The 23,976-nt window shown below is 74.4% G+C and carries 20 protein-coding genes; 13 read left to right on the forward strand and 7 right to left on the reverse strand.

Features of this window, described 5'->3' with window-relative positions; translation table 11 throughout:
- The first annotated feature begins 1 nt into the window (after position 1).
- The 4 genes from paaE to APR03_RS06550 are packed head-to-tail and all read left to right on the forward strand — an operon-like array spanning position 2 to position 3,496.
- Positions 2–1,063 carry a 1,2-phenylacetyl-CoA epoxidase subunit PaaE gene (paaE, locus tag APR03_RS06535; RefSeq protein ID WP_253833830.1) on the forward strand — a complete coding sequence of 354 codons (1,062 nt, stop codon included), beginning with the start codon at positions 2–4 and terminating at the stop codon, positions 1,061–1,063.
- A complete protein-coding gene (locus APR03_RS06540) occupies positions 1,060–1,833 on the forward strand; it encodes an enoyl-CoA hydratase/isomerase family protein (RefSeq protein ID WP_253833831.1) in 774 nt (257 codons plus the stop codon). Before paaE ends, APR03_RS06540 begins: the two co-directional genes overlap by 4 nt.
- On the forward strand, positions 1,830–2,669 hold the full coding sequence (locus tag APR03_RS06545) for a 3-hydroxyacyl-CoA dehydrogenase family protein (RefSeq protein ID WP_253833833.1): 840 nt from the start codon (positions 1,830–1,832) through the stop codon (positions 2,667–2,669). Before APR03_RS06540 ends, APR03_RS06545 begins: the two co-directional genes overlap by 4 nt.
- 35 nt (positions 2,670–2,704) lie before the next feature.
- Entirely contained in the window at positions 2,705–3,496 is a 792-nt protein-coding gene (locus APR03_RS06550; RefSeq protein ID WP_253833835.1) for an enoyl-CoA hydratase/isomerase family protein, read from the forward strand.
- 64 nt (positions 3,497–3,560) lie between these two features.
- Here the strand turns inward: APR03_RS06550 and APR03_RS06555 are convergent, their stop codons facing one another.
- Both APR03_RS06555 and APR03_RS06560 read right to left on the reverse strand, forming a co-directional pair.
- Positions 3,561–4,631 carry an acetylxylan esterase gene (locus APR03_RS06555; RefSeq protein ID WP_253833837.1) on the reverse strand — a complete coding sequence of 357 codons (1,071 nt, stop codon included), beginning with the start codon at positions 4,629–4,631 and terminating at the stop codon, positions 3,561–3,563.
- A complete protein-coding gene (locus APR03_RS06560; protein ID WP_253833839.1) occupies positions 4,628–5,944 on the reverse strand; it encodes a cytochrome P450 in 1,317 nt (438 codons plus the stop codon). The genes APR03_RS06555 and APR03_RS06560 overlap by 4 nt, the downstream gene beginning before the upstream one ends.
- 190 nt (positions 5,945–6,134) lie before the next feature.
- Here APR03_RS06560 and APR03_RS06565 point away from each other — a divergent pair, with 190 nt between their 5' ends.
- Positions 6,135–7,334, forward strand: coding sequence for a sulfotransferase family protein (locus APR03_RS06565; protein WP_253833840.1), 1,200 nt, complete (start codon positions 6,135–6,137; stop codon positions 7,332–7,334).
- A gap of 55 nt (positions 7,335–7,389) precedes the next feature.
- Here APR03_RS06565 and serA read toward each other — a convergent pair whose 3' ends face one another.
- Together serA and APR03_RS06575 are read right to left on the reverse strand one after the other, a co-directional pair.
- A complete protein-coding gene (gene serA / locus APR03_RS06570) occupies positions 7,390–8,628 on the reverse strand; it encodes a phosphoglycerate dehydrogenase (RefSeq protein WP_253833841.1) in 1,239 nt (412 codons plus the stop codon).
- A 102-nt stretch (positions 8,629–8,730) separates the two neighbouring features.
- Positions 8,731–11,025, reverse strand: a complete 2,295-nt coding sequence (locus tag APR03_RS06575) for a HelD family protein (protein ID WP_253833842.1) — start codon at positions 11,023–11,025, stop codon at positions 8,731–8,733.
- 132 nt (positions 11,026–11,157) lie between these two features.
- On the opposite strand from APR03_RS06575, the gene APR03_RS06580 reads away from it, so the two are divergent.
- The 5 genes from APR03_RS06580 (at position 11,158) to APR03_RS06600 (ending at position 16,202) form a co-directional block, all read left to right on the forward strand.
- Positions 11,158–12,549, forward strand: coding sequence for a PP2C family protein-serine/threonine phosphatase (locus APR03_RS06580; RefSeq protein ID WP_253833843.1), 1,392 nt, complete (start codon positions 11,158–11,160; stop codon positions 12,547–12,549).
- Positions 12,546–14,195, forward strand: coding sequence for a sensor histidine kinase (locus APR03_RS06585; protein ID WP_253833844.1), 1,650 nt, complete (start codon positions 12,546–12,548; stop codon positions 14,193–14,195). Before APR03_RS06580 ends, APR03_RS06585 begins: the two co-directional genes overlap by 4 nt.
- Before the next feature lie 82 nt (positions 14,196–14,277).
- Positions 14,278–14,697: a response regulator gene (locus tag APR03_RS06590; protein ID WP_253834087.1), complete on the forward strand. Its 420-nt coding sequence runs from the start codon at positions 14,278–14,280 to the stop codon at positions 14,695–14,697.
- Positions 14,698–14,846: 149 nt separating this feature from the next.
- Positions 14,847–15,776, forward strand: a complete 930-nt coding sequence (locus APR03_RS06595; RefSeq protein ID WP_253833845.1) for a proteasome assembly chaperone family protein — start codon at positions 14,847–14,849, stop codon at positions 15,774–15,776.
- Positions 15,777–15,998: 222 nt separating this feature from the next.
- Positions 15,999–16,202 carry a cold-shock protein gene (locus tag APR03_RS06600; RefSeq protein WP_253833846.1) on the forward strand — a complete coding sequence of 68 codons (204 nt, stop codon included), beginning with the start codon at positions 15,999–16,001 and terminating at the stop codon, positions 16,200–16,202.
- A 320-nt stretch (positions 16,203–16,522) separates the two neighbouring features.
- Here APR03_RS06600 and APR03_RS06605 read toward each other — a convergent pair whose 3' ends face one another.
- Positions 16,523–17,431 (reverse strand): spermidine synthase, encoded by a 909-nt coding sequence (locus APR03_RS06605; RefSeq protein WP_253833848.1) that lies wholly within the window; start codon positions 17,429–17,431, stop codon positions 16,523–16,525.
- Between the two features lie 100 nt (positions 17,432–17,531).
- Between APR03_RS06605 and APR03_RS06610 the strand changes: the two genes are divergently transcribed.
- The 3 genes from APR03_RS06610 (at position 17,532) to APR03_RS06620 (ending at position 19,837) form a co-directional block, all read left to right on the forward strand.
- Complete coding sequence (locus APR03_RS06610; protein ID WP_253833850.1) at positions 17,532–17,999, forward strand: SAV_6107 family HEPN domain-containing protein; 468 nt, start codon at positions 17,532–17,534, stop codon at positions 17,997–17,999.
- Positions 18,000–18,063: 64 nt separating this feature from the next.
- A complete protein-coding gene (gene dinB / locus APR03_RS06615) occupies positions 18,064–19,305 on the forward strand; it encodes a DNA polymerase IV (RefSeq protein ID WP_253833857.1) in 1,242 nt (413 codons plus the stop codon).
- Positions 19,306–19,411: 106 nt separating this feature from the next.
- On the forward strand, positions 19,412–19,837 hold the full coding sequence (locus APR03_RS06620; RefSeq protein ID WP_253833860.1) for an SCO2097 family morphological protein: 426 nt from the start codon (positions 19,412–19,414) through the stop codon (positions 19,835–19,837).
- A gap of 517 nt (positions 19,838–20,354) precedes the next feature.
- Here the strand turns inward: APR03_RS06620 and APR03_RS06625 are convergent.
- A complete protein-coding gene (locus APR03_RS06625; protein ID WP_253833861.1) occupies positions 20,355–22,643 on the reverse strand; it encodes a transglutaminase TgpA family protein in 2,289 nt (762 codons plus the stop codon).
- Positions 22,640–23,965 carry a DUF58 domain-containing protein gene (locus APR03_RS06630; protein WP_253833862.1) on the reverse strand — a complete coding sequence of 442 codons (1,326 nt, stop codon included), beginning with the start codon at positions 23,963–23,965 and terminating at the stop codon, positions 22,640–22,642. The genes APR03_RS06625 and APR03_RS06630 overlap by 4 nt, the downstream gene beginning before the upstream one ends.
- Positions 23,966–23,976 lie beyond the last annotated feature (11 nt).

Below are 23,976 nucleotides of genomic sequence, written 5' to 3' on the forward strand. Positions count from 1 at the left end.
CGTGAGCACTCGCACCGCGTTCCACACGCTCACCGTGCGCGACGTGGAGCCGCTCACCGAGGACGCGGCCGCCGTGACGTTCGACCTGCCGGCGGACCTGCGCGCCGCGTTCGACTTCGCGGCCGGCCAGTCGCTCACGCTGCGGCGAGTGGTCGACGGCGTGGAGCACCGTCGCACGTACTCGATCTGCGCGCCCGTGGGCAGCCCGCCGCGGATCGGCGTCCGCGAGGTGCCCGACGGCCTCTTCTCGTCCTGGCTGGTGCACGAGGTACGGCCCGGTGACCGCGTGGAGGTGCAGGCGCCGAGCGGCAGCTTCCGCGCCGACCCGGCCGTGGGCGGGCGGCACCTGTGCATCGCGGCCGGGTCGGGCATCACGCCGGTGCTCTCGATCGCGTCCACGCTGCTCGGCAACCCCGACGCCCGCGTCACGCTGCTCTACGGCAACCGGACCACCGGCTCCGTGATGTTCGCCGAGGAGCTCGCGGACCTCAAGGACGCGCACCACGACCGGCTCGACCTGGTGCACGTGCTGTCCCGGGAGCCGCGCGACGTCGACCTGTTCTCGGGCCGCCTGGACGGCGACCGGCTGCGCGACCTGCTCACCCTCGTCGTGCCGGTGCGCGACATGGACCACGTGTGGCTCTGCGGACCCCTCGGCATGCTGTCGGAGGCCCGGACCGTGCTGGCGGAGCTCGGCGTGCCGGCGGAGCGGGTGCACGTCGAGCTGTTCTGGGTCGACGAGCCGCCGCCCGGGCTGCGGCACGCCGACCGGGCGGTGGAGGGCGCGACGAGCCAGGTGACGGTCGTGCTCGACGGCCGGTCGACGACGAGCGCGGTGCCCCGCGACGAGCGCCTGCTGGACGCGGCCCAGCGGGTGCGCGCCGACCTGCCCTTCGCGTGCAAGGGCGGGGTGTGCGGCACGTGCCGTGCGAAGGTGTGCGAGGGGGAGGTCGACATGGTGCGCAACTACGCGCTCGAGCCGCAGGAGGTCGCCGCGGGGTTCGTGCTGACCTGCCAGTCCTACCCCGTGACCGACCACGTCGTGGTGGACTACGACGCATGAGCGCGCCGCTGCTGGTCGAGGAGCACGAGGACCGTGTGGTGCTGCGGCTGAACCGGCCCGAGGTGCGCAACGCGATCGACCGCGCCATGGTCGACGCCCTGCACGCCGCGTGCGCCGCCCTGGAGGCTGAACCCCGGGTGGCGCTCGTGACCGGTGCGGGCGGCACCTTCGCCGCGGGTGCCGACATCGCCCAGCTGCGCGAGCGGCGCCGCGAGGACGCCCTGGCCGGCATCAACTCCGGGGTGCTCGACCGGCTGCGGCGGCTGCCGATGCCCGTGATCGCGCTCGTCGACGGGTACGCCCTCGGCGGCGGGGCGGAGCTCGCCTACGCGTGCGACTTCCGGATCGGTACCCCCGCGACACGGATCGGCAACCCCGAGCCGGGCCTGGGCATCATCGCCGCCGCGGGCGCCGCGTGGCGCCTCAAGGAGCTGGTGGGCGAGCCCCTCGCCAAGGAGGTGCTGCTCGCGGGCCGCGTGCTCGACGCGCAGGAGTGCCTGGCCGTCCGGCTGCTCAACGAGGTGGTCGACGCCGACGACCTGGAGCCCGCCGGGCACCGCCTCGCCGACCGGATCACCGCCCAGGCGCCGCTGGCCGTGCGGCTCACCAAGTCGGTCGTGGACGCGCCGCCCGGCGCGCACCCGCTGGTCGACGACGTGGCGCAGGCCGTGCTGTTCGAGACCCAGGAGAAGAGCGACCGGATGACCGCGTTCCTCGAACGCCGCAGGCCGCGCCGCAGTGAGCCCGGCAGCAGTGAGGAGCGCGCATGACGCCCGACCCCGCCGCCGTCCCCGAGCGGGTCGGCGTCTACGGCGGTGGCCGCATGGGAGCGGGCATCGCGCACGCCTTCGCGGTCGCGGGCGCCGCCGTCACCGTCGTCGAGAGCGGCGACGCCGCGGCGCGTGCCGCGCGCGAGCGCGTCGCGGCGAGCCTCGCGCGCGCGGCCGGCACGGGGGCGACCGTCGCCGGCACCGTCGAGGTGGTGACCGACGACGCCGCCCTGGCCGGGTGCCCCCTGGTGGTCGAGGCGGTGCCCGAGCTGGTCGAGCTCAAGCACGACGTGCTGCGCCGCACGGCCGCCGTGGCGCCCGCTGCCGTGATCGGCAGCAACACCAGCTCGCTGTCGATCGACACCCTGGCCGACGCCCTGCCGGACCCGGCGCGCCTGGTGGGACTGCACTTCTTCAACCCCGTCCCGGTCAGCGCGCTGGTCGAGGTCGTGGTGGGCCCGCGGACGGCGTCCGCCCTGGTCGACGACGCCCGCCGCTGGGTCGCGGGCCTGGGCCGCACGGCGATCACCGTCCGGGACTCGCCGGGCTTCGCCAGCAGCCGCCTCGGCGTGGCGCTCGCGCTGGAGGCGATGCGCATGCTGGAGGAGGGCGTGGCGTCCGCCGAGGACATCGACACCGCGATGACCCTGGGCTACCGGCACCCGACGGGGCCGCTGCGCACCACCGACGTGGTGGGGCTGGACGTGCGGCTGCACATCGCCGAGCACCTCGAGCGCGAGCTCGGCCCGCGCTTCGCACCGCCCCGGGTGCTCCGCGACAAGGTGGCGGCGGGGGAGCTGGGCCGCAAGACCGGACAGGGTTTCTACACGTGGTGACCCGGCAGTCCCGCGAGCACCGAGAAGGAGGCACGATGAGCGACGCACCCGTCGTCGTCGACCGCGAGGACGCGGTCACGACGATCACTCTCGACGACCCCGCGCACCGCAACGCGCTGACCGTCGCGGCCAAGGTGGCGCTGCGCGACGCCGTCGCGGACGCGGCCGCCGACGACGGGGTGCGCGCCGTGGTGCTCGCCGGCACGGCCCGGGCGTTCTGCCTGGGCCAGGACCTGGGCGAGCACGCCGAGACGCTGGCGCAGGGCCCCGAGGCGGCGTTCGCCACGGTCCGCGAGCACTACTCGCCGGTCGTGCGCGACCTGATGACCATGCCCAAGCCCGTGGTCGCCGCCGTGGCGGGCACGTGCGTGGGCGCGGGTCTGGGCCTCGCGCTCGCGTGCGACCACCGCGTGTTCGGCACCGGCACGAAGCTGGCCACGGCGTTCACCGGCATCGGGCTCACGTTCGACACCGGGCTGTCGGTCACGCTGCCCCGCGCCGTCGGCGACGCCCGCGCCAAGGAGCTGATGCTGTTCGGCCGCACGTTCAGCGCGCAGGAGGCGGTCGCGTGGGGCATCTCCGGCGAGATCGTCGAGACCGAGCAGGTGCTGCCCCGGGCCGTCGAGCTGGCCCGGGCGCTCGCCGCGGGGCCCACGACGGCGTTCGCGCAGAGCAAGCGCCTGATCGCGCAGGCGCCGGGCCGGGGTCTGGACGACGCGCTGGACGCCGAGGCCCGCGCCCAGCTCGCCTGCGGGTCGACCACGGACCACGCGGCGGCGGTGCGCTCCTTCCTGTCCCGCGAACCCGCCGTCTTCACGGGCCGCTGACGTGCCGATCCGCCGCGGAACGGAGGAGAGATCGCACCATGAGGGGCTCGTCGCCCGACGACTCCTACGTTCGGCGGGTCCCGGAGGGGTTCGGCGCGAGGTTTGTGATGTGGGCGCGGGTGGCCGCGTAGGCCGCGGCCTGCTCGCGGGCCTGGCCCGGGTAGGCGGCGTGGCCCGCGGTCAGCACCGTCAGGTCGAGGGCCGCCCCGGGGGCCCGCGCGACGCCGTTCGCGACGCCGAACTGGCCCGGCGGCGGCACGGAGGTGTCCCAGGCGGCGCACTCGACCCGCACAGGGATCCGCAGGTGCGTGGCCGCGACCGACGCGTCGTGGAACGCCAGCACCTCGCGCGCCTCGGGGTGGTCGGCCACGTGGTGCCGCACGGCCTCGCCGCTGCCGAGGCACGGCATCTGCAGACGCAGGTCGTGCTGCCCGAACGTGGGCACCTCCAGCGTGGCGCCGACGAACCGGTCGTCCCACGGCAGGGCCAGCGCGCCGATGCCGCCGCCGAAGCTCGTGCCGACGTAGTACAGCGGCAGGTCCGCGAGGGCCGGGTCGCGCTCGGCGAGCATGTCCAGCAGGGCGGTCGCCGCGTGCCACAGGTCGACGGCGGAGCGGCCCACCGCGTAGGTGTCCACCGCCTCGATCCCGTGCAGCACGTGCGCCGAGCTGGTGTCCGGCGCCCCGACGCCCCGGTTGAGCGCTCCCAGCCCCCGGGCGACGGGGAAGCCGACGGCGGCGTCGCGCGGGACGCGCTCGAAGCTCGGCGCGTCCCGCCCGCCGTACCCGTGGCTGTGCACCACGCCCACCCGGGGCGGTCCGTCCACGGGCAGCGCGACCCAGGCGCGCAGACGCAGGCCGCCGTCGCCGGTGTGGGTGATCACGAAGACGTCGTGCGTGGCCCGGCGGACGGTCGCGGCGCCCTCGGCGTCGGCCCGCTCGGCCACGACGTCGGACCGCACCTCCCGGGACCGCGCGTACCAGGACCGCCACAGGTCGGCGAAGCCGTCCGGCTCCGCGGCGGGCTCCACGGCGAGCAGGGCGTCGCGGTCGTACCCGTAGGTGCCGTCGATCGGGCTGTCCGCGAACCACCGGTCGTACGGGGCGGGCAGAGGCCGGGGCGGCGGCGCGGTCACGAGTCGGCGGCCCAGGGGGACCGGTCGCCGTCCTCGCCCGAGTCGCCCCAGGTGCCGTACGGCGGCTGCTGGCGCGGCGACGGGAACGTCACGGGCAGCCGCGCCGGGAACCGCATCCAGGGGCTGGTGGCCCACTCGACCCGGTTCGGGTCGCCGGTCAGGGTGAGCTGGAGCCGCTTGAGCAGCTCGGCGACGGCGATCCGGGCCACGACCCGGCCCAGCCGGGGCGCGGGGCAGCGGTGCGCGCCCGCGCCGAACGACAGGTAGGCGCGGTTGCCCACGGTCTCCCACGGGTCGGCGGACTGCACGAGCGGGTCGTGGTTGGCGGCGTGCACGGCCACGACCACCGGGTCGCCGCGCGCGACGAGCTTGTCGTCGACCACCACGTCCCGCACGGCGAACCGGGGCATGAGGTTGGGGTTGGTGGTGGAGCGCCAGAGCACCTCGTCGAGCGCGTCGTCGATGTGCAGGCGCCCGCCCGAGACCCGGTGCGAGAACCGCGGGTCGCTCAGGATCAGCACCAGCGTCTGCGCCACCCAGGCCATGAGCGACTCGGTGGCCGCCGCCGTGATGGCCGTCAGAGTCTGGGCGCGCTCCAGGTCGTTCTCGAAGTTCTCGTGCACGGCCAGCACGCCGGCGATGTCGCGGGTGCCGTGCGCCCGGCTGTGCTCGATGTGCCCGGTCACGAGCGCGCGCAGCTCGCCCGTCAGGGCGCGGGCGTCCGCCCCGGCCTCGAAGATCGCCCGGGTGATCTCCTGCAGGCGCTGCGCCTGACCGGGCTCCAGGCCGTCCAGCTCGGACAGCACGAGGAACGGGACGACGGCGGCGTACTCCGCCACCAGGTCGGCGTGCCCGCGGTCCTCGAACCGGTCGATCAGCATGCCGCACAGGCGGCGGGTGATCGCGCCCGCGCGGGCCTCGTCGACCTGCTCCAGCGCGTCGTCCACGGGCGGGCGCATCCGGGCGTGCTTCGCGCCGTCGGCGTCGGCCAGGGTGGGCTTGGGTGCCGTCGCGAGCACCAGGTGCAGGCCCGACTGCGGGCCCAGCAGGCCCTTGCCGTGCCCGTTCCAGATCGAGGGGTCCTTGATGAAGGTGTGGTCGTCGCGCAGCAGGCCCACGGCGGCCGAGTGGCCGAGCACGAGCCAGCCCGGCACACCCGGCTCCAGGTCGATCGGGGCCACGGCGCCCCAGCGCTCGCGCAGCTGCTCGTACACCGTGTTCGCGTCGGGCGACGTCGTCGTCGCCACGAGCGGGGTGCGGTCGGTGACGTCGCTCAGACGCACCGGCCGCGGGGCCGGCGATGGTGCGGTCACGGTTCTCCTCTCGGCGGTCGCCCCGTCCGGCGGTGCGCCCGGCGGACGAGGCCTCGTCGGGATGCTAACCGACGGGCGCGGCCCGCCCGCGGCACGGCACGACGCCGTCAGGTCACGATCCGGCACGACCTGTCCGGTTCGCCCGCCGGGGGCCTGGCGGTCCGGGCGCAGGATCGGCAGGATGTGCGCCATGCCCCAGGCCACACCCCTGCTCAGACTGCTGAACCTGCTGCTCACGCCCGGTATGCGCACCCGCACGGACCCCGACGCCGTCTTCGACGGCATCCTCGCCGAGGTGCAGCGCGGGCGGGTCCCGCTCACCGACGCCGACCTCGCCGCGGTCGACGGTCTGCGCCTGCTGCTCGCCGACCACGCCGCCAACCCGGACCTCAGCGGCCTCGGCTGGATGAGCACCCAGGACCAGATCCGCGACCGGCTCCGGAACCGGGCCGTGGTGCGCGACGCCCAGGCCACGCGCCCCGGCGTCCGCGAGGAGCCGGTGACGGCGCCCGTGTTCGTCGTCGGCCTGCCGCGGACCGGTACCACGCTGACCTACCACCTCATCGCCCGGCACCCCGGGAACCGCGGACCCAAGCTGTGGGAGATGACCAACCTGGGCCTGCCGCTGCCGGCGGCCGAGCGGGCGAAGGTGATCGAGAAGACCCGCAAGCGGTTCGCCACCGTCGGCAAGGTCAGCCCGGCGTGGGCGCACCTGCACCCGCTGGTCGCCGAGAGCGAGGAAGAGGACTTCATGCTGCGCGCGCACACCGAGATGTTCGCGACGTGGGGTCCGGCGCCGCGCTACCTCGAGTGGGTCAAGGGCGCCGACCTGACCGAGGACTACCGGTTCCTGCGCGACGCGCTGCAGGTCATCGCGGCGGGCGAGGCGCCGGACCGGTGGGTGCTCAAGCACCCCATGGACCTGTGGCGCCTGCCCGAGATCCTCCGCGCGTTCCCGGACGCCCGGTTCGTGTGGACGCACCGCGCCCCGTCGGCCGCCGTGGCCTCCGGCTGCTCAATGGCCGAGGCGACGCAGGTGATGTACACCAAGCCGGGCCGGATCGACCTCGACCGCATCGGGCAGGAGTGGCTGGAGATCTCCGCGGGCGGCGTGGAGCGGGCCATGACGCTGCGCGAGCAGCTCCCCGCCGACGCCGTGGTCGACGTCGTCTACGACGACCTGGTGGCCGAGCCCGAGACGGTGCTGCGGGGCGTGTTCGACCGGCTGGACCTGGACTGGACCCCCGTCGACGCCGCGACCCTCGCCGCCGCCACCGACCGCACGGGCCACACGCCCCACCGCTACACCCTGGAGCGCTACGGCCTGGACGAGACCCAGGTCGCGAAGGCCTTCGCCGGCTACGAGATCCCGGCCTCCACCCTGAGCTGACGTGTCAGACGCTCAGGCCACCCGGGTGGCCTGAGCGTCTGACACGTCAGGTGGGTCAGCGGGCCGCCGGGCCCGGGGGGAACTCGGGGCGCTCGAAGGCGTCGCGGATGCGCAGGCGGATCGTCGTGTCCAGCGCCTGGAGCTTCTTGGACGCACCGCGCTCGGTGACGTCCGAGATGTCCGTGACCACGTAGCCGATGTCGCCGCGCGTGGCGAGCATCTGACCCTCGATGTTGGCGCCGTGGTCGGCGAAGATCTGGTTCACCGTGGCCAGCACGCCCGGCACGTTGCGGTGCAGCAGCTTGATCCGGCCCACGCCCGTGTGCTCGAGCTGCAGGTTCGGCAGGTTGACGCTCAGCATCGTCGAGCCGGTCGTCACGTAGTCGCTCAGCTTCTTCGCGACGAACTGGCCGATCGCCTCCTGCGCCTCCTCCGTGGAACCGCCCACGTGCGGCGTGAGGATCACGTTGGGCAGGCCGCGCAGCACCGACTCGAACGAGTCGCCGCGCTTCTTGGGCTCCTGCGGGAAGACGTCGACGGCCGCACCGGAGAGGTGGCCCGAGGTGATGTGCTCGGCCAGCGAGTCGACGTCGACCACGAAACCGCGGCACAGGTTGAGGAAGATCGCGTCCTGCTTCATGCGCGCGAACTGCTTGGCGCCGAACAGGCCCGCGTTGCCGGACCGGCCGTCCACGTGCAGCGTCACGACGTCGGCGGTCTCCAGGAGCTCGTCGAGCGTCTCGGCGCGGCGCGCGTTGCCCAGCGCCAGCTTCTCCGCGGTGTCGTAGAAGATCACCGACATGCCGAGGTTCTCGGCGAGCACCGAGAGCTGCGAGCCGATGTTGCCGTAGCCGACGATGCCCAGCGTGCGGCCGCGCACCTCGTGCGAGCCCTCGGCGGACTTGTCCCAGACGCCCGCGTGCAGCGCCCGGTCGCGCTCCGTCATGCGGCGCGTCAGCGAGATGATCTCGGCGATCGCCAGCTCCACCACCGACCGGGTGTTGGAGAACGGCGCGTTGAACACCGCGATGCCGCGGCCCGCGGCGGCCGTGAGGTTGATCTGGTTGGTGCCGATGCTGAAGGCGCCCACCGCCACGAGGTCGGAGGCCTCGGACAGCACGCGCGCGGTCACCTCGGTCTTGGACCGGATGCCCAGGAGCTGGACGCCGTCGAGCGCGGAGATCAGCTCGTCCTCGTCCAGGGCTCCCTTGCGGTAGTCGACCTCGTACCCGGACGCTTCCAGGATCGGGACGGAGGTGGGGTGGACGTTCTCGAGGAGGAGGGCTCGCTGCACGCACCCATGGTGCGCCAGGGGGCCCGGATGCACCAAGCGGACCCGGGCCTCGTCCCGCCTGCTGGGACGAAGGCCGGGACAAACGCCCGAGCGGCCCCGTCCTCAGAACCCCTCGGGCAGGTCCCGCGCGTGCACGACGACGAGCCGCTGGGTCGGGCGCGTCATGGCCACGTACAGGTCGCTCGTGCCGCCCGGGCCCTCCGCGATCGCGGCGGGCTCGACGAGCACCACCGCGTCGAACTCGAGGCCCTTGGTCTCGCGCGGCGAGAGCACGGTCACCTGGGCGTCCTCGGGCCGCTGCGCGGCCAGCCGGGCCGCCTCCTGCTCGCCGACGGCGGCGGGCAGCGCCGCCGTCAGCGCCTCGGCCGTTCGGCGCACCCCGGCGGCCGGCACGACGACGGCCACCCGGCCGGCGTCGGGCCCCACGAACTCCTTGGTGAGCCGGAGCGCCTCGGTGACCACCGTCTCGGCGTCGGGCAGGTGCTCGGTGCCCGCAGCCGCACCAGCACCCGCGCGCACCGTGACGAGCGAGCCCTCGACGTCCCGCGCCGCGCGCAGGTCGGAGACCGGCAGCCGCGCCGCGCGGGCCACGCGCTGCGCGGTGTCGGCGACCGTCGCGGGCGTGCGGTAGGACACGGTGAGCTCCGCCAGCCGCCAGCCGTCGCGCAGCAGCGGCGTGAGCATGCGGTCCCAGCTGCGCGCCCCGGCCGCGGACGAGGTCTGCGCCACGTCGCCGACCACCGTCATCGACCGGGTCGGCACCCGGCGCACGAGCGCGCGCCAGGCCATGGGAGACAGCTCCTGCGCCTCGTCGACCACGACGTGGCCGTACGTCCAGCTCCGGTCGGCGGCGGCCCGCTCGGCCGTGGTGAGCGACGGGCCGCCCGCGGCGAAGCGCGCGGCGAGCGTCTCGGCGTCCACCAGGCCCGCGTAGTCGCCCATCATCGACCGCGTGGCGTCCAGGGACTGCTGCGCGTACCGCCGGGCCTGCTCCTCGGCGGCCGCCGCGGCGCGCGCCTCGGCCTGCGTCACCGAGTCGTCCTCGCCGAGCAGCTCGTACGCCTCGTCCAGGATCGGCACGTCCGACTCGGTCCACGGCGCACCCGGCTCGCGCTGCAGCAGGCGCCGCTCGCGCGCGGTCAGCTCCGGGGCCGCCTCGGCCAGGCGGTGCGGCTTCGCGTACAGGTCGGCGACCAGCTTCTCCGGCGTGATCGGCAGCCAGGCGATGTTCAGCGCCACGCGCACGGCGCGGTCGGAGCGCAGGTCCTCCAGCACCGTCGCCCGGTCCTCGCCCGACAGCGGGTCGCCCGTGAAGTCGCGGTACTGGTCCGCGAGGCGCTCCAGCATGTCGCGCACGAACGTGGTGCGCGCCAGGTTGTGCGGCTTGTGCGTGCGCCGTGCCTTGGCGATCGCGTCGCTCACGTCGCGGGGCCGGATCACGAAGTCGTGCCCCTCCACGCGCACCGGGACGTCGTGCTGGGGCACGCGCTCGCGTGCCCGCACGGCCCGGCGGATCACCTTGCGCCACAGCAGCAGCCCCTTGAGCCGGGCCACCTGCCCCTCGTCGACGGCGGTCGCGCGGATGCCGGGGATCAGGTCGCCGACGGTCGTGGAGACCACGCCCGTCTCGCCGAGCGACGGCAGCACCTGGTCGATGTACCGCAGGAACGCGCTGGACGGGCCCACGACCAGCACGCCGGACCGCTCCAGCAGCCGCCGGTGCGCGTACAGGAGGTAGGCGGCGCGGTGCAGCGCCACCGCCGTCTTGCCGGTGCCCGGGCCGCCCTGCACCACGAGCGCCCCCGTGAGCTCCGAGCGGATGATGCGGTCCTGCTCCGCCTGGATGGTCGCGACGATGTCCGTCATGCGGCCGGTGCGCCCCTGCGCCATGGCGGCCAGCAGGGCGCCCTCGCCGGACAGCGCCTCGGTGTCGATCTCGCCCTCGAGGTCGAGCACCTCGTCCTCCAGGCCCGTCACCGACCGGCCCTTGGTCACCAGGTGCCGGCGGCGCCGCACGTCGCCGGGGTGCAGCGCCGTCGCCCGGTAGAACGCCTCGGCGGCGGGGGCGCGCCAGTCCGTCAGCATGGAGCGGTGCTCGGCGTCGGTCAGGCCGATGCGGCCCACGTACCGGGTCACGGTGCCGTCGCCGGACCCCTCCGCGAGGTCGAGCCGGCCGAAGACCAGACGGTCCTCGACGGCGTCCAGCTGCGCCGCGCGGTCCTCGTACAGCGTGGCGAACGCGTCGCGCTCGCTGCGGTTCTGGTGGGTGCCCACCGCGCCCGCGAGGCGGACGCTGCGCAGGCGGTCGGCGGTCGTGCCCCGCAGGGTGTCCAGCCGGGCGTACATCGTGTCGACGACTTCCTGCTCGTGGGCGAGCTCGCCCGCGATTCCCGTCACGCCCTACCTCCGTGGCTACCAGCGAAAAAACGTCGGTCGCGATCAACCGGCCAACCATTATCGCGCACGTGTCACGCACACGTGGGCGGCCCCCGCTGACACGGCGTCATCTCGCTGGATAGGATCGCCGCCATGGCACTGGGCGGGGCGAGGTCGGCGGGGCCCAGAGGCGGGCCCGGCGGCCCCTCGCGTGCCTCCCGGATCGACGGTCCCATCTCGGTGCTCCTGGTCGAGGACGACGACGCGGACGCGTTCCTCGTGGGGGAGCTGCTGGCCGACGCGGACGTCGAGGCGGACCTGCGGGCCGACCTGCACCGCGCGCGCTCGATCGACGAGGCCCTCGGCATCCTGTCCATGGTCGCCGTCGACTGCCTGCTGCTCGACCTCGGCCTGCCGGACGGCGAGGGGCTGGGCGCCCTGCGCCGGGTCATCGAGGGCATCGAGGTGCTCCCGGAGCAGCCCGCCGTCGTCGTGCTCACCGGGAACACCGCGCACGACCTGGGCGCCGCCGCCGTCGCCAACGGGGCCGACGACTACCTGGTCAAGGCGGACGTCGACGGCGACGCGCTGGCCCGCTGCCTGCGCTACGCCACCCTGCGCCGCAGGTCGGCCGCCCAGCAGATAGCGCTGTTCCGCAGCGAGGTGCGCGCCGCCGAGACCACGCGCCTCGAACGCGCCCTGCTGCCCAAGGAGCTGGTCACCGACGACCGGGTCTCGGTCATGGTCGGCTACCTGCCGGGCGGCAACGGCCTGCTCGGCGGCGACTTCTTCGACACCGTGGAGCGGCCCGACGGCACGCTCGTCACGGTCATCGGCGACGTCGCGGGCCACGGCCCGGACGAGGCCGCGCTCGGCGCCGCGATGCGCACCGCGTGGCGCACGCTCGTGCTCGCGGACACGCCCGCCCCCGACGTGCTGCCGCTCCTGGAACGGGTGCTGCTCGCGGAGCGCGGGCGGCCCGAGGTGTTCGTGACCATCTGCCAGATGGTGATCTCGCCCGACCGCCGGCGCATGGACGTCTACCTCGCGGGCCACCCGCCGCCCCTGCTCGTCGTGCCCCAGGTGGACCAGCAGGCCGCCGTGCTCGTCACGCACCGGTGCGAGGAGCTGTCCGCCGCGCGGCGCGGGCGCGCCCTGGGCATCCCTGTCGACGGCGGCTGGGAGGCGCACACCGTCGACCTGCCGGAGGTGTGGACGGCCGTGCTCTACACGGACGGGCTGGTCGAGGCGGCGGTCGGCGCCGACCCGAAGGGCACGCCGGTGCTCGCGCCCAGCGCCCACGGCCGCATGCCGCGGCTCGGCGCGCACGGGCTGCGCAGCGTCGTGGAGCGGGAGATGGACCAGGGCACGGACGAGGTGGTCACCCGCGTGCTGCGCCGCGTGCGCGAGCTGCACGGCGGCCCCCTGGTCGACGACGCCGCGCTGCTCTTCGTCGGCTGGGCGGGCGCGGGGGCGACCGGGCCCGCCGAGCGCACGTCGACGCTCGCCGACGCGGTGGAGTGGTCGGAGTGGTCGCGGACATGACCCTGGTGCCCGACGAGCACCGGTTCACCGGTGTGTCCATGCGCCGCCGGCTCGCGCGGCTCCTCGGCGCGGTGGCCGCCATGCTCGTGATCGCGCTCGCGGTCGCCGTGCTCGCCCTGATCCAGTCCCGCGGCCTCGACGCGCGCGCCGACGGCCCGTACTACCGGGCCCTGGTCGACGGCGAGCGGGCCGCCCTCGCGCTCAGCGACGCCGACGCCTCGCTGCGCGCCTACCGCGCCACGTGCGACGACGCCGCGCTGGAGCCGTGGACGCGGGCGGTCGGGTCGAGCGGCCGCATCACGCTCCTGTCCGACGTCGAGCGCCGCGAGCTGGCCGGCGACGCCGAGGTGATCCTGGCCCACGAGGAGGCCGCCCGCCGCACCACCGCCTGGTTCGAGCAGTACGCCGAGCCCGTGCTGCGGGCCGTGCAGGCGGCGCCGGCCGGGCAGGCCGCCTGCAACGCGGCCCTGGCGGACACCGCGCCGCCCGCCGCGCAGGGGGAGGCGCTGTACGAGAGCGCGCGCACCGCCGTCGTCGGCTACCTCGCCGAGCTGGGCGCGCAGCGCGACGAGATCGTCGCCACGCGGGCCGTGTGGGAGAACCTGCTGCTCGGCGCCGTGGCGACCCTCGTGCTCGTCGTGGTGCTCATGGGCACGATGATGTGGCTGGCCCTGGAGGGCTGGGTGATCCGGCCGCTGACCGAGCTGACCGCCGCCGTGCGGGTGGTGAGCAGCGGCGGCATCCGGCGGGAGATCCGACCCGCGGGCACGGGCGAGGTGGCCCTGCTCGCGATGCACGTCGAGACCATGCGCCGCGACCTCGTGCACCAGGTGGAGGAGATCCGGCTCTCGCACCAGGAGGTCGAGAACGCGCACACGCTGCTCAGCGAGAAGACGCGCGAGCTCGAGCGGTCCAACCGCGACCTGGAGCAGTTCGCGTACGTGGCGTCGCACGACCTGCAGGAGCCCCTGCGCAAGGTCGCGAGCTTCACGCAGCTGCTGCAGAAGCGCTACGGCGGGGCGCTCGACTCGCGCGCCGACCAGTACATCGAGTTCGCGGTCGACGGCGCGAAACGCATGCAGGGCCTCATCCAGGACCTGCTGAGCTTCTCGCGCGTGGGACGCACCGGCGTGGCCCGCGAGGACGTGGACCTGGAGGGCGTGCTCACCGCCGCGCTGTCCGAGCTGTCCGACCGGATCACGGAGACCGGCGCCGAGATCGAGCACGACCCGATGCCCGAGGTGCACGGCGAGCGCGCCCTGCTGCAGCAGCTCTTCGTCAACCTGGTGGGCAACTCGCTCAAGTTCCGCGACCCCGAGCGGCCACCCGTCGTCCGGATCGAGGTGCGCAGCATGCGCGCGCACTGGGAGATCTCGGTGGTGGACAATGGCATCGGCATCGACGCGCAGTACGCCGAGCGGGTGTTCGTCATCTTCCAGCGCCTGCACTCGCGCGAGCAGTACGCGGGCAGCGGCATCGGCCTGTCGCTCGTGAAGCGGATCGTGGAGTACCACAAGGGCCGCATCTGGATCGAGCCCGCGGCCGGCGGCGGCACGATCGTGCGGTTCACCCTGGCCCGCCGCCAGGGCCAGCCCGGCGCGGGGCGCCTCTCAACCGAGCGCGCGCAGTCGACTACGCTGGGCTGAGACGGCCCGACCAGCGCCGACGCGGGCCGGTGCCCGGCGCTGCCGAGACTGAAGAGGTACGTGCGTGAGCGGCAACAAGGTGATGGAGATCCTCCTGGTGGAGGACGACCCGGGCGACGTCCTGATGACCCGCGAGGCGTTCGAGGACCACCGCGTCCCGAACCACGTCTCCGTGGTGGGCGACGGCGTGAGCGCGCTGGAGTTCCTCCGCAAGCAGGGTCCGTACGCGCAGGCCCCGACGCCCGACCTCGTGCTGCTCGACCTCAACCTGCCGAAGATGGACGGCATGGAGGTGCTGGCGGTCGCCAAGGGCGACCCGATGCTGCGGCACATCCCGGTGGTCGTGCTGACGACGTCGGACGCGCAGGAGGACGTGGTGGGCTCCTACTCGCTGCACGCCAACGCATACGTGACCAAGCCGGTGGACTTCGAGCAGTTCATCGCGGCGGTGCGCCAGATCGACGAGTTCTTCGTGTCCGTGGTGCGGCTGCCGGGTCGGTAGGGTTCGCGGCGGCAGCCTTCCCGGCGACGAAGTTCCCGACGACGCCGAGGGCGTAACGGGAAGACACCGGGCCGCCGAGACGTTGGACACGATGGACACCCTGTCGTTCCGGGTGCCGCCGAACCACTCCGACGAGCGAGGGAGCGCACGTGCTTGACCCCCAGGGCATCTACGACGTCGACGAGGCAGCGGTCGGGCGCGCGTTGGGTCGCAGCGTGCCCGGCAGCACCGACGGGCCCGTCCTCCTGCACGCCGTCCGCGGTTTCGTGGACGCCGGGAGCGCGGGCGACATCGCCGTCGAGCACCTCATCGACCAGTTCCGCGTCGAGCGGCTGGTGACGTTCGACGTCGACCAGCTCCTCGACTACCGCTCCAAGCGGGCGACCATGCTGTTCGACTCCGACCGCTGGGCCGACTACCAGGCGCCCTACCTCGCGGTCGACCACCTGACGGACGCCGAGGGCACCGGCTTCCTGCTGCTGCACGGCGCCGAGCCGGACCTGCAGTGGGAGCGCGTCGTGGCCGCGCTGATCCAGCTCGTCGAGCGGTTCAACGTCAGCCTCGTCGTGGGCCTCCAGGGCATCCCGATGGGCCTGCCGCACACGCGGCCGCTGTCGCTGACCGCGCACGCCACCCGGCCCGCGCTGGTGGACGACTACACCTCCTGGTTCGGCAGCGTGAAGGTGCCGGGCTCGCTGGCGGCGCTGTTCGAGTACCGGCTGGGCGAGGTAGGCCACGACGCGCTGGGCTTCACGGTGCACGTGCCGCACTACCTGGCGCAGTCGCAGTACCCGCCGGCCACGGTGGTCGCGCTGCAGCACACGGAGCGGGCCACAGGTCTGGACCTGGCGATCGGCGCGCTGGAGGAGGCCGCGACGGACGCCAAGATCGAGGTGGAGAAGCAGGTGGCGGAGTCGGCGGAGGTCGCAGCCGTCGTGAAGGCGCTGGAGGAGCAGTACGACGCCTTCGCGCGGTCGATCGGCCGCCCGAGCCTGCTCGCCGAGACCACGCCGATCCCGAGCGCCGACGAGCTGGGCGCCGAGTTCGAGCGGTTCCTCGCTCAGCAGAACGGCGACTGAGACCCCGCCGGGAGCGGCCTTCCGTGTCCCGGTGTGTCCCAGCTGCGGCAGAAATGTGCGTGTTCCGTGGCACATTTGAGTGGTCCATGCCACACTGGCCCACGTTGCAGTGACGTACCAAGGCCACGTCCGCCGTGTCGTGAGCAAGTCGGGAAAGCATTGCGGCGCGGGGGCGGGCATCGGGCCCGCCGTCGGATCCCGGACGGAAGGTCGAAGGACAGCATGGCGCAGGGTTCTGTGAAGTGGTTCAACGCGGAGAAGGGGTACGGGTTCATCGCCCAGGACGGCGGCGGCGCCGACGTCTTCGTGCACTACTCCGCGATCCAGTCCAGCGGTTACCGGTCGCTCGAGGAGGCCCAGCGGGTCGAGTTCGAGATCACGCAGGGCCCCAAGGGGCCGCAGGCGGAGGCAGTCGTCCCGCTGTGAGGTAGCTCGTGAGAGAGGCCGCGTACCTTCGGGTGCGCGGCCTCTTTCCATGCCTGCCGGGGGCCGGCCGGGGCCCGCTGGGTGCCTGCCGGGTGCCTGCCGGGCGGGCGCCGCCGACGGCCCGCGGGCGGGGCACCACCCGCGCCGCTGACTGCAGACTTCGTGCCGCTCCGGCCGAGCCCGGGCTGCTGACTGCAGACTTCGTGCCGCTCCGGCCGTCGACTGCAGAGTTTGTCGCGGTACGGGGCGCGGCGGTGGGCAGCACGTCTGCAGTCGGCGGCGGGCTGGTGTGCCGGAGGCGCCGCCCGCCCGGCCTCGGGTCAGGGGCTCGGCGGGGTGTCGAGCGGGGGTGCGGTGCCGGCGAAGGCCGTGGCGTCCTCGCCGGCCAGGAGCGTCGCCGGGACGGGCAGCGTCCGCAGGGCACGTCCCAGCCGGGGATCGCGCAGGTCCGGTCGCTCGTCGACGGGCGCGTCCTCGACCGGTCGGCGGACGGCCGCCAGGACCACGTTGCCGTACCGGCGGCCCTTGAGCACGGCCGGCTCGGCGACGGCAGCGAGCAGGCCGTCCGCCGCGGCGTCCCGGCCGAACACCTCGGCCAGGCTCGCGACCTCGCGGCGGGCCGTGGTCAGCGGCGGCCGGTCGGCGCAGTTCACCAGCAGGACGCCGCCAGGGCGCAGCACGCGGTGGGCCTGCGCGGCGAATCCGGTGCCCACGAGGTGCTCGGGAGTGCGGTCACCGGCGAAGACGTCGCGGACCACCACGTCGTAGGTCGCGTCGTGGGCGCCGGCGAGCGCGCGTCCGGCGTCGTCGGCGCGCAGGCGGAGCAGGGGCGAACGCGGGAGCGCGAACCACTCGCGGACGAGCTCCAGGAGGCGGGCGTCCAGGTCGACGCCGAGCTGTCGCGAGCCCGGCCGCTCGTGCTCGACGTGCCGTGCCAGGGCGCTCCCGGCCGCGCCGAGGTGGAGCACGCGGAGCGGTCCGGCGGGCAGGAGGGCCATCACCGCGGCCATCTGCTGCATGTACTCGAAGTCGAGGAAACCGGGGTCGGCGAGGTCGAGGCTGGAGCTCGGCACGCCGTTGACGTGCAGCGTCACCCGCTGCGGGAAGTCCGGGTCGCGGACGACCTCTGCCGTTCCCGTGCTGATCGGCACGGGTCCGGCGGGGAGCTCGGCGGGGAGTGTCAGTGGTGCGGAGGATGATGGGCGGCGTCGGGTGGAGCGGCGGGCCATGGGGACAGTGTCTCCCGGGTTCGCGGTCCGCTTGACAGGATAGAACGTATGTTCGATAGTGTCGCACAAGGGGTTCGATCGGAGGTTCGAGATGGGCACCATGCACTCTCAGGGCGCGCGTGACGTCGTCGCGGCACGCATGCTCGTGCCGCGAGCGGTCCCGCCGGGCGTGAGCGCGCTCCTGCGCAAGGCGGACGCGGAGCTGGCCGAGGCCGCGCGCTCGACCGACCCGGGGGACCGGTTCGTGCACGCACACCTCGCGGCGATCCGTTCGGCCGCGGCGGTGGTCGCGCTGCGCGGGCGGCCGTCGGCGCGCTCCGGTGCGCGGACGGTCTGGGACATGCTCGCGCACGCCGAACCCGAGCTGGCGGCATGGTCGGGGTACTTCGCCTCGGGCGCGCCGCTGCGGGCGGCCGTCGACGCCGGCCGGCCCGAGAAGGTGGCGCCGGCGCGCGCGGACGAGCTGCTCGCCTGCGCGGAGGACTTCCGGGACGAGGTGGCGATGCTCGTGGACCCGGAGGCGGGCTTCTCGACGCAGCGCCTGACGCTGGTGCCCGAGGCGTCGTGACGGCGCGTCCGGGGCACCGGGCGGCCGGACCAGAACTGAGCAACGGCAAGGACGGAGCACGTCGGTGAGCAAGGGGCCGCGGTCAGCGGCGGCACGACGGGACTGGGGGTCGGACGAGTCCGGCTGCTCGGTGCTGCACCTGGACATGGACGCGTTCTTCGCCTCCTGCGAGCTGGCCCGGCGGCCGGAGCTGCGTGGTCTGCCGGTCATCGTGGGCGGACAGGAGCGCGGCGTGGTGCTCGCCGCCACGTACGAGGCGCGTGCCTTCGGCGTGCGCTCGGCCATGCCGATGACCCGGGCGCGGCTCTTGTGCCCGCAGGCCACGGTGGTGCGACCGGACCACACCCTGTACCGCGACGTGTCGCGGTCGGTCATGGAGCTGCTGCACGAGGTCACCCCGCTGGTCGAGCAGATCAGCGTCGACGAGGCGTTCCTGGACGTGAGCGGTGCCCGGCGGCGGCTGGGGCCGCCCACCGCGATCGGCGCCGAGCTGCGCCGCCGGATCGAGGCCGAGCACGGGGTGACCGCGTCTGTCGGCATCGCGCGGAACAAGTTCGTGGCGAAGCTGGCCTCCACGCACGCCAAGCCTGACGGCATGATGCTGGTGCCGGCGGCGGCCACCGTGGACTTCCTGCACACGCTGCCGGTGGGCGCGCTGTGGGGGGTGGGAGAGAAGACCGAGAAGGCCCTGGCGGCGTGGGGCATCACCACGGTCGCGGAGCTGGCGCACACGGATCTGCCGAGCGTGCAGACCGCCGTCGGGCGCGTCACCGGCGCCCACCTGTACGACCTGGCGTGGGGCCGGGACCCGCGCCCCGTGGTTCCCGAGCAGCGCGAGCACAGCATCGGCGCGGAGACCACGTTCGACGTCGACCAGGACGACACCGTGGCGGTGAACCGCCGGGTCCTGGAGCTGTCCGACCGGGTCGCGGCCCGGCTCCGGCACCAGGGCGTGCTGGCGCGCACGGTGTCGGTGAAGGTCCGGTCGAGCGACTTCGCCACGTTCAGCCGGTCGCGAACGCTGGACGGTCCCACGGACGTCGCGCGGGAGATCTATCTGGTCGCCCGCGATCTCGTCGCGGGAGTCGACCTGGGTGGGTTGGCGGTACGGCTCGTGGGCGTGCGGGGCGAGAATCTGTTGCGGCGAGACGGTTCCGTGCAGCAGCCCACGCTGGAGGAGGCGGTCGATCCGCGTTCGGGGGCTCAGCGGGAGGCGGAGCTCGCGCTCGATGCCGTGCGTGAGAAGTTTGGAAGAACCGCGATTGACCTGGGTGTACATCACAAGAACGGCACGCATCAATACTGATCTGCCCCTATAGTCGCTGGTATGCCCGGGATGTCGACTACCAACGGCGGCCGGGTCGTCCTATCCTGGAAGGGACACTGTTCCTTTGCGAGATCCGGGGGTCTCGATGCCTCTGTCCGAGTACGAGCAGCGGGTGCTGGAGCAGATGGAGCGTGCTCTGACGTCAGACGACCCGCGACTGGCTAACACGCTCCAGTCCACGGGCCGTGGTAACGCCTTGCGTTACGTGCTGTCCGGGGCCGGCGTGGTGGTCGGTCTGCTCCTTCTGGTCGTGGGTGCGGCGACGTCGCAGACCTGGCTCGGGGCCATCGGCTTCGTGCTGATGTTTGCGGGTGTGGTCTTCGCGTTCCTCGGACCGCGCAAGAAGCAGGAGGGCCCGGTCGGTGTCGTCGGCGAAGACGGCACGGTCCAGCCGCCACAGGGCCGAGCAGGTCGGCCCCGCAAGCGGCAGGGCGGGGGCGGGCGCTCAGGCGGCTTCCTTGCCCGTCTGGAAGAGCGCTGGGAGAACCGGCGCAACGAGGGCGGTCGCTAGCCGGCCGTCACCGTCGGCGGTCCTGCGGGACCGTCGGCACACGATCCGTGACGGCGTGAGCGCCGCGCACGGAGACACAGGAGCCGGGCCTCGCGGGGCCCGGCTCCTGTCACATCCGCGCCGGCGGGCCCGCGCAGACAGGGCCGGCCTCCGGGAGACGGCCTGCCTGGCCGAGACCGGACCTGCCCGCCCGGGACCGGACTCGCCCGCCCTGGACAGGACTCGCCCGGCCGGCACTGGTCCTGACCGGCCAGAATCGGACTTCCCCCGCCGGGACCGGTCTCCTGCGCTGTCGAGATCTGGTGTCCGCCGCTGAGATCTGGTGTGTGCCCCGCCGAGATCTGGCGTTTGCGCCGAGATCTGGCAGTGCACCACCAGATCTCGGCGCAAACGCCAGATCTCGGCGGCCCTCAGCAAGCCCCAGCGGCCCGCAGCGGGTCCTTAGCGGTCCGCAGAGGGCGACCCCCAGCGGGCGCCCCCCGCGGGCGACCCCAGCCGGGCCGGGGTCGCCCGGGCGTCAGCGGGTCGGGGTCAGAACCGTGGTCAGCGCCGCCGTCAGCGCGGCGGTGAGCTCCTCCAGCTCCGCCGCCGTCGGCGGCGTGGAGTGCCGCGCGTAGCGTTCCGCCTCGGCGGCGCCGGCCAGCGCGGAGAGCCGTTCGGCCACGTCGTCGGGCAGGGCGGCCCCCGTGCGGCCACGGATCTCCTCCGCGATGTACGCCGGGGCCTGGCGCAGCGTCACCGACGGGCCCGGCCGCACGCCCCGCTCGGCGAGCAGCGCCAGCACGCGGGACCAGGCCAGCTCCGGGTCGAGCACCTCCTCCTCGGTGCGCCGGCGCAGCATCAGCCACGCCGCCCCGCCGAGCAGGCCCAGCCCGACCACGGCCGCCACCACCCAGGCCCAGCCGGGCAGCGTCCGGTCGGACACGGTGTCGCCCGAGGCCCCCGCGGTGGCCGCGGGCCCGGACTGCGTGGGCGCCTGGCTCGGCTGCTGGGACGGCACCTCGGGCGCCCTGCTGGCCGAGGGGGCGCTGGTGGGCAGGTTTCCCGCGGCGGGGTTCGCGTAGGCGGGCAGCGGCCCCGTCTGGACCTGGGGCGTCGGCTCGAACCGGACCCAGCCCACGGACGGGAAGTACAGCTCGGGCCACGCGTGCGAGTCCTGCCCCGTGACCCGGAAGCTGCCCTGGCTGTCCGGGCGGCCGGGCAGCCAGCCCACGCCGATGCGCGCCGGGATGTCGAGGGTGCGGGCCATGACCATCATCGACAGGGCGTACTGGGTGCAGTAGCCCTCCTTGTTCTGCAGGAAGTCCCAGACGGTGTCCGAGGAGCCCCGGTAGTCGGCGTCCGGGTCGTACACGAAGCCCGATCCCGACCGCAGGTGGTTCTGCAGCGCGACGGCGGCGTCGAACCGGGTCGGCGCGTCGCCGGCGATGCGCCGGGCGTAGTCGGCGATGTCCTCGCGGTGCTCGGTGTCCGGCACCTCCGTGTACCCCGCCGACCGGGGGTCCCCGGACGTCGGGACGGACCGCAGCAGCTCGGGCGTGAGCTGCCGGTCCACGATGCCGACCCGGTACACGGCGTCGGGCTGGGTGCCCTCGGCGCCGCGCACCTCGTCCCGGATCCCGTCGTAGGCCCAGTCACCCTCCGCGTCGACGGTGCGCGGCTCGAGCGGCAGCGGCAGCTCCGCGCCGGTGAGCTGCCCGATCCGGATGTCGACCTGGTGACTCTCGCCGACCGACCCCTCGCCCGGGGGCGCCAGCACGGTGGTCCGGTCGAAGCTCGCCAGCCCGCCGGTCGGCACGTTGCGGTGGGTCTGGACCCCGTCGAACGCGGTGAGTGTCATGACGCGCAGCGGCCCGACCGGGGCCTCGTCCGAGACGGTGTAGGTGAGCACGGTGTTGCTGGAGCGGGCGCTCAGGGGCTGGCGCATGTCCAGCTCGGAGGACAGCTCCACGGTGTCGGACGGGGTCGAGATGAGCTGGTTCCACGTGCCGGCCAGGGCGGGCAGTGTCGCCATGCCGGTCGCGACGCCGAGCGAGGCGGCGGCGACGGCGGCCGCGGTGCCCGCGGTGATCCAGGACCGGAACCGCTGCGCGCGGCGCACGGCCGCCGAGTCGGAGCCGGTGCTCCGGCCGGGTGTCACGCCGACGGGGTCGACCGTGAGCAGCAGGAGCATCGCCGTCACGCTGACCACGAAGACGAGCCAGGGCACCTCGCCGATGAGGGTGAGCGGCGGCGTCCACAGGAGCAGCAGCGGGATCCCGGCGAAGCCCGGCATGCGCGCGCCGGCCAGCGAGTCGACGATCAGCAGCACCAGCAGCGTCCCGCCGACGGCGACCATGCTGATGGCCTCGTCAGGACCCACCGGCGCGACCTGCGTGCTCATGGTCTCGGTGGCCTGCCGGAACCGTTCGAGCACCCGGTCCAGGGAGTCGGGCCCGACGAACGGCTCGAAGCGCTGCCCGGGGCCGCCGTAGCGGGCGAGCACGAACCAGAAGGCGACCACGGCGCCCGTCGCCGTCGCGACGAACGACGCGCTGCCGGAGGCCCGGTCGGCGGCGCGGTCGGCGCTGACGCCCTGGCCGGCGGCGCGGCGCACGGCGGCTCGGTCCACGGCGGTGCGGATGAGCAGGTACCGGACGACGCCGCTGGTCGCCGACACGAGCAGGACGCCGATCGTGCCGACCGTGAGCCAGGGCCCCGGGTCGATGACGAGCGTGAGCGCGTGCATCGACGCGACCACGGCGATGGCCACCAGGACGGTGGAGGCGACGGTGCGGACCAGGGGGCCGCGGTGAGCCGGGATCACAGTGCACGCTCCGCGAGCAGGGCCCAGGCACGTTCCGGGTCGGTACGGGACTCCGTGGTGCTGACGTGCCAGCCGGAGGTGCGCAGCTCGGCGGCGGTCTCGTCCAGCTCGTGCCGGAACCCCGCCCCCCGGGGCGCCACCAGGAGCGCCCAGCAGGTGCCGTCGACGCCGAGCGCGGCGAGGCTGCGACGGGCCTCGGGGTCGTGCGGGCCGAGCACGGCGACCACGATCTCGCCCGCGGTGCGGGCCAGGCGCAGGGCCCGCGCCGTGGTGCCGGTGGCGTGGTGCCCCTCGGCGGAGCCGCGGTGGCCCCGGATGTCGACGCACGCGTCCAGCAGGGCCGACCGGCTCGCGCGCGTGGCCGCGAACCGCTCGCTCTCCAGCGTGGGCGCGACGGTCGTGGTCACCAGACGCGTCGGGTGGCCGGCGTCGAGGAAGGACGTGGCGATGGAGGCCGCGAGCTCCACGGCCCACTCGCCGTCGTCGACGGCGGCCGGACGGCGGGGGCCGCCCGCCTCCTGCCAGTGCGGCAGCAGCGACCTGTCGAGCAGCACGGTGACCGGGCGGACGCCGGCGCTCTCGTCGGCGCGGACCATGAGCTGGCCGCGCCGGGCGGCGCTGGCCCAGTGCACGCGGCGCGGGTCGTCGCCCGCGACGTACTCGCGCAGCACCGAGTCGTCGGTCGACTGCAGGCGCGCGCCGGTGGCCGAGTGGTCGACGTCGCCCACCGAGCGGGTGCGGACCGCGAGCTCGACGGTGCGCGGCCAGACGGGCACGTGGGTGGCGGCGCCGAGCGGCTGTGTGGCGCGCACCAGTCCGAACACGTCCGTGCGGGTGGTCAGGAGCGGACCGAGCGACCAGCGGCCGCGGCGCGTCGGCGTCAGCGAGTAGTGCACGGAGATGCGGTCGGCGCGCGCCGAGACGCGGGCCCGGATGCCCTGGTGGCCCGCGAGCTCGTGGGCCGCCTGCTCCGAGAGCCGCAGCCGGGACAGCCGCTCGTACGCGGCGCCGGTGGCCTGGTGAGCGGCGACCAGCAGGCTGACGTCCGCCGTCCGGTCGCGCACCACCGGGTTGGGCGTCACGGCGCGCGTGACGCGCAGCGCGCCGCGCCCGGACTCCAGCCGCTGCGTGCCGATGGCGATCCAGGCCACCGCGACGGCGAGCAGCGCGGCGGCGCCCAGCCCGACGAGGTGGGGCAGGGTGAGCACCAGCCCGAGCGGCACCAGCACGCCGCCCAGGGCGGACGCCCCGATGCCGCGGGGGGTGAGCCGGACCCGGCTGATGCGGGCGACCGTGTCGCGCCAGGTGGTGCGGGACGTCATGCCTGCGTCGC

Source organism: Promicromonospora thailandica, assembly GCF_024171955.1.
Lineage (GTDB): Bacteria > Actinomycetota > Actinomycetes > Actinomycetales > Cellulomonadaceae > Promicromonospora > Promicromonospora thailandica.

What these genes read in the sequence shown, in the direction of transcription:
- APR03_RS06565 (WP_253833840.1), top strand. Translation starts at nt 6,135, where the DNA reads ATGCCCCAGGCCACACCCCTGCTCAGACTGCTGAACCTGCTGCTCACG.
- APR03_RS06590 (WP_253834087.1), top strand. Translation starts at nt 14,278, where the DNA reads ATGGAGATCCTCCTGGTGGAGGACGACCCGGGCGACGTCCTGATGACC.
- APR03_RS06580 (WP_253833843.1), top strand. Translation starts at nt 11,158, where the DNA reads ATGGCACTGGGCGGGGCGAGGTCGGCGGGGCCCAGAGGCGGGCCCGGC.
- APR03_RS06540 (WP_253833831.1), top strand. Translation starts at nt 1,060, where the DNA reads ATGAGCGCGCCGCTGCTGGTCGAGGAGCACGAGGACCGTGTGGTGCTG.
- APR03_RS06620 (WP_253833860.1), top strand. Translation starts at nt 19,412, where the DNA reads ATGCCTCTGTCCGAGTACGAGCAGCGGGTGCTGGAGCAGATGGAGCGT.
- APR03_RS06630 (WP_253833862.1), bottom strand. Translation starts at nt 23,965, where the DNA reads ATGACGTCCCGCACCACCTGGCGCGACACGGTCGCCCGCATCAGCCGG.
- APR03_RS06600 (WP_253833846.1), top strand. Translation starts at nt 15,999, where the DNA reads ATGGCGCAGGGTTCTGTGAAGTGGTTCAACGCGGAGAAGGGGTACGGG.
- APR03_RS06610 (WP_253833850.1), top strand. Translation starts at nt 17,532, where the DNA reads ATGCACTCTCAGGGCGCGCGTGACGTCGTCGCGGCACGCATGCTCGTG.
- APR03_RS06585 (WP_253833844.1), top strand. Translation starts at nt 12,546, where the DNA reads ATGACCCTGGTGCCCGACGAGCACCGGTTCACCGGTGTGTCCATGCGC.
- APR03_RS06605 (WP_253833848.1), bottom strand. Translation starts at nt 17,431, where the DNA reads ATGGCCCGCCGCTCCACCCGACGCCGCCCATCATCCTCCGCACCACTG.
- APR03_RS06550 (WP_253833835.1), top strand. Translation starts at nt 2,705, where the DNA reads ATGAGCGACGCACCCGTCGTCGTCGACCGCGAGGACGCGGTCACGACG.
- APR03_RS06545 (WP_253833833.1), top strand. Translation starts at nt 1,830, where the DNA reads ATGACGCCCGACCCCGCCGCCGTCCCCGAGCGGGTCGGCGTCTACGGC.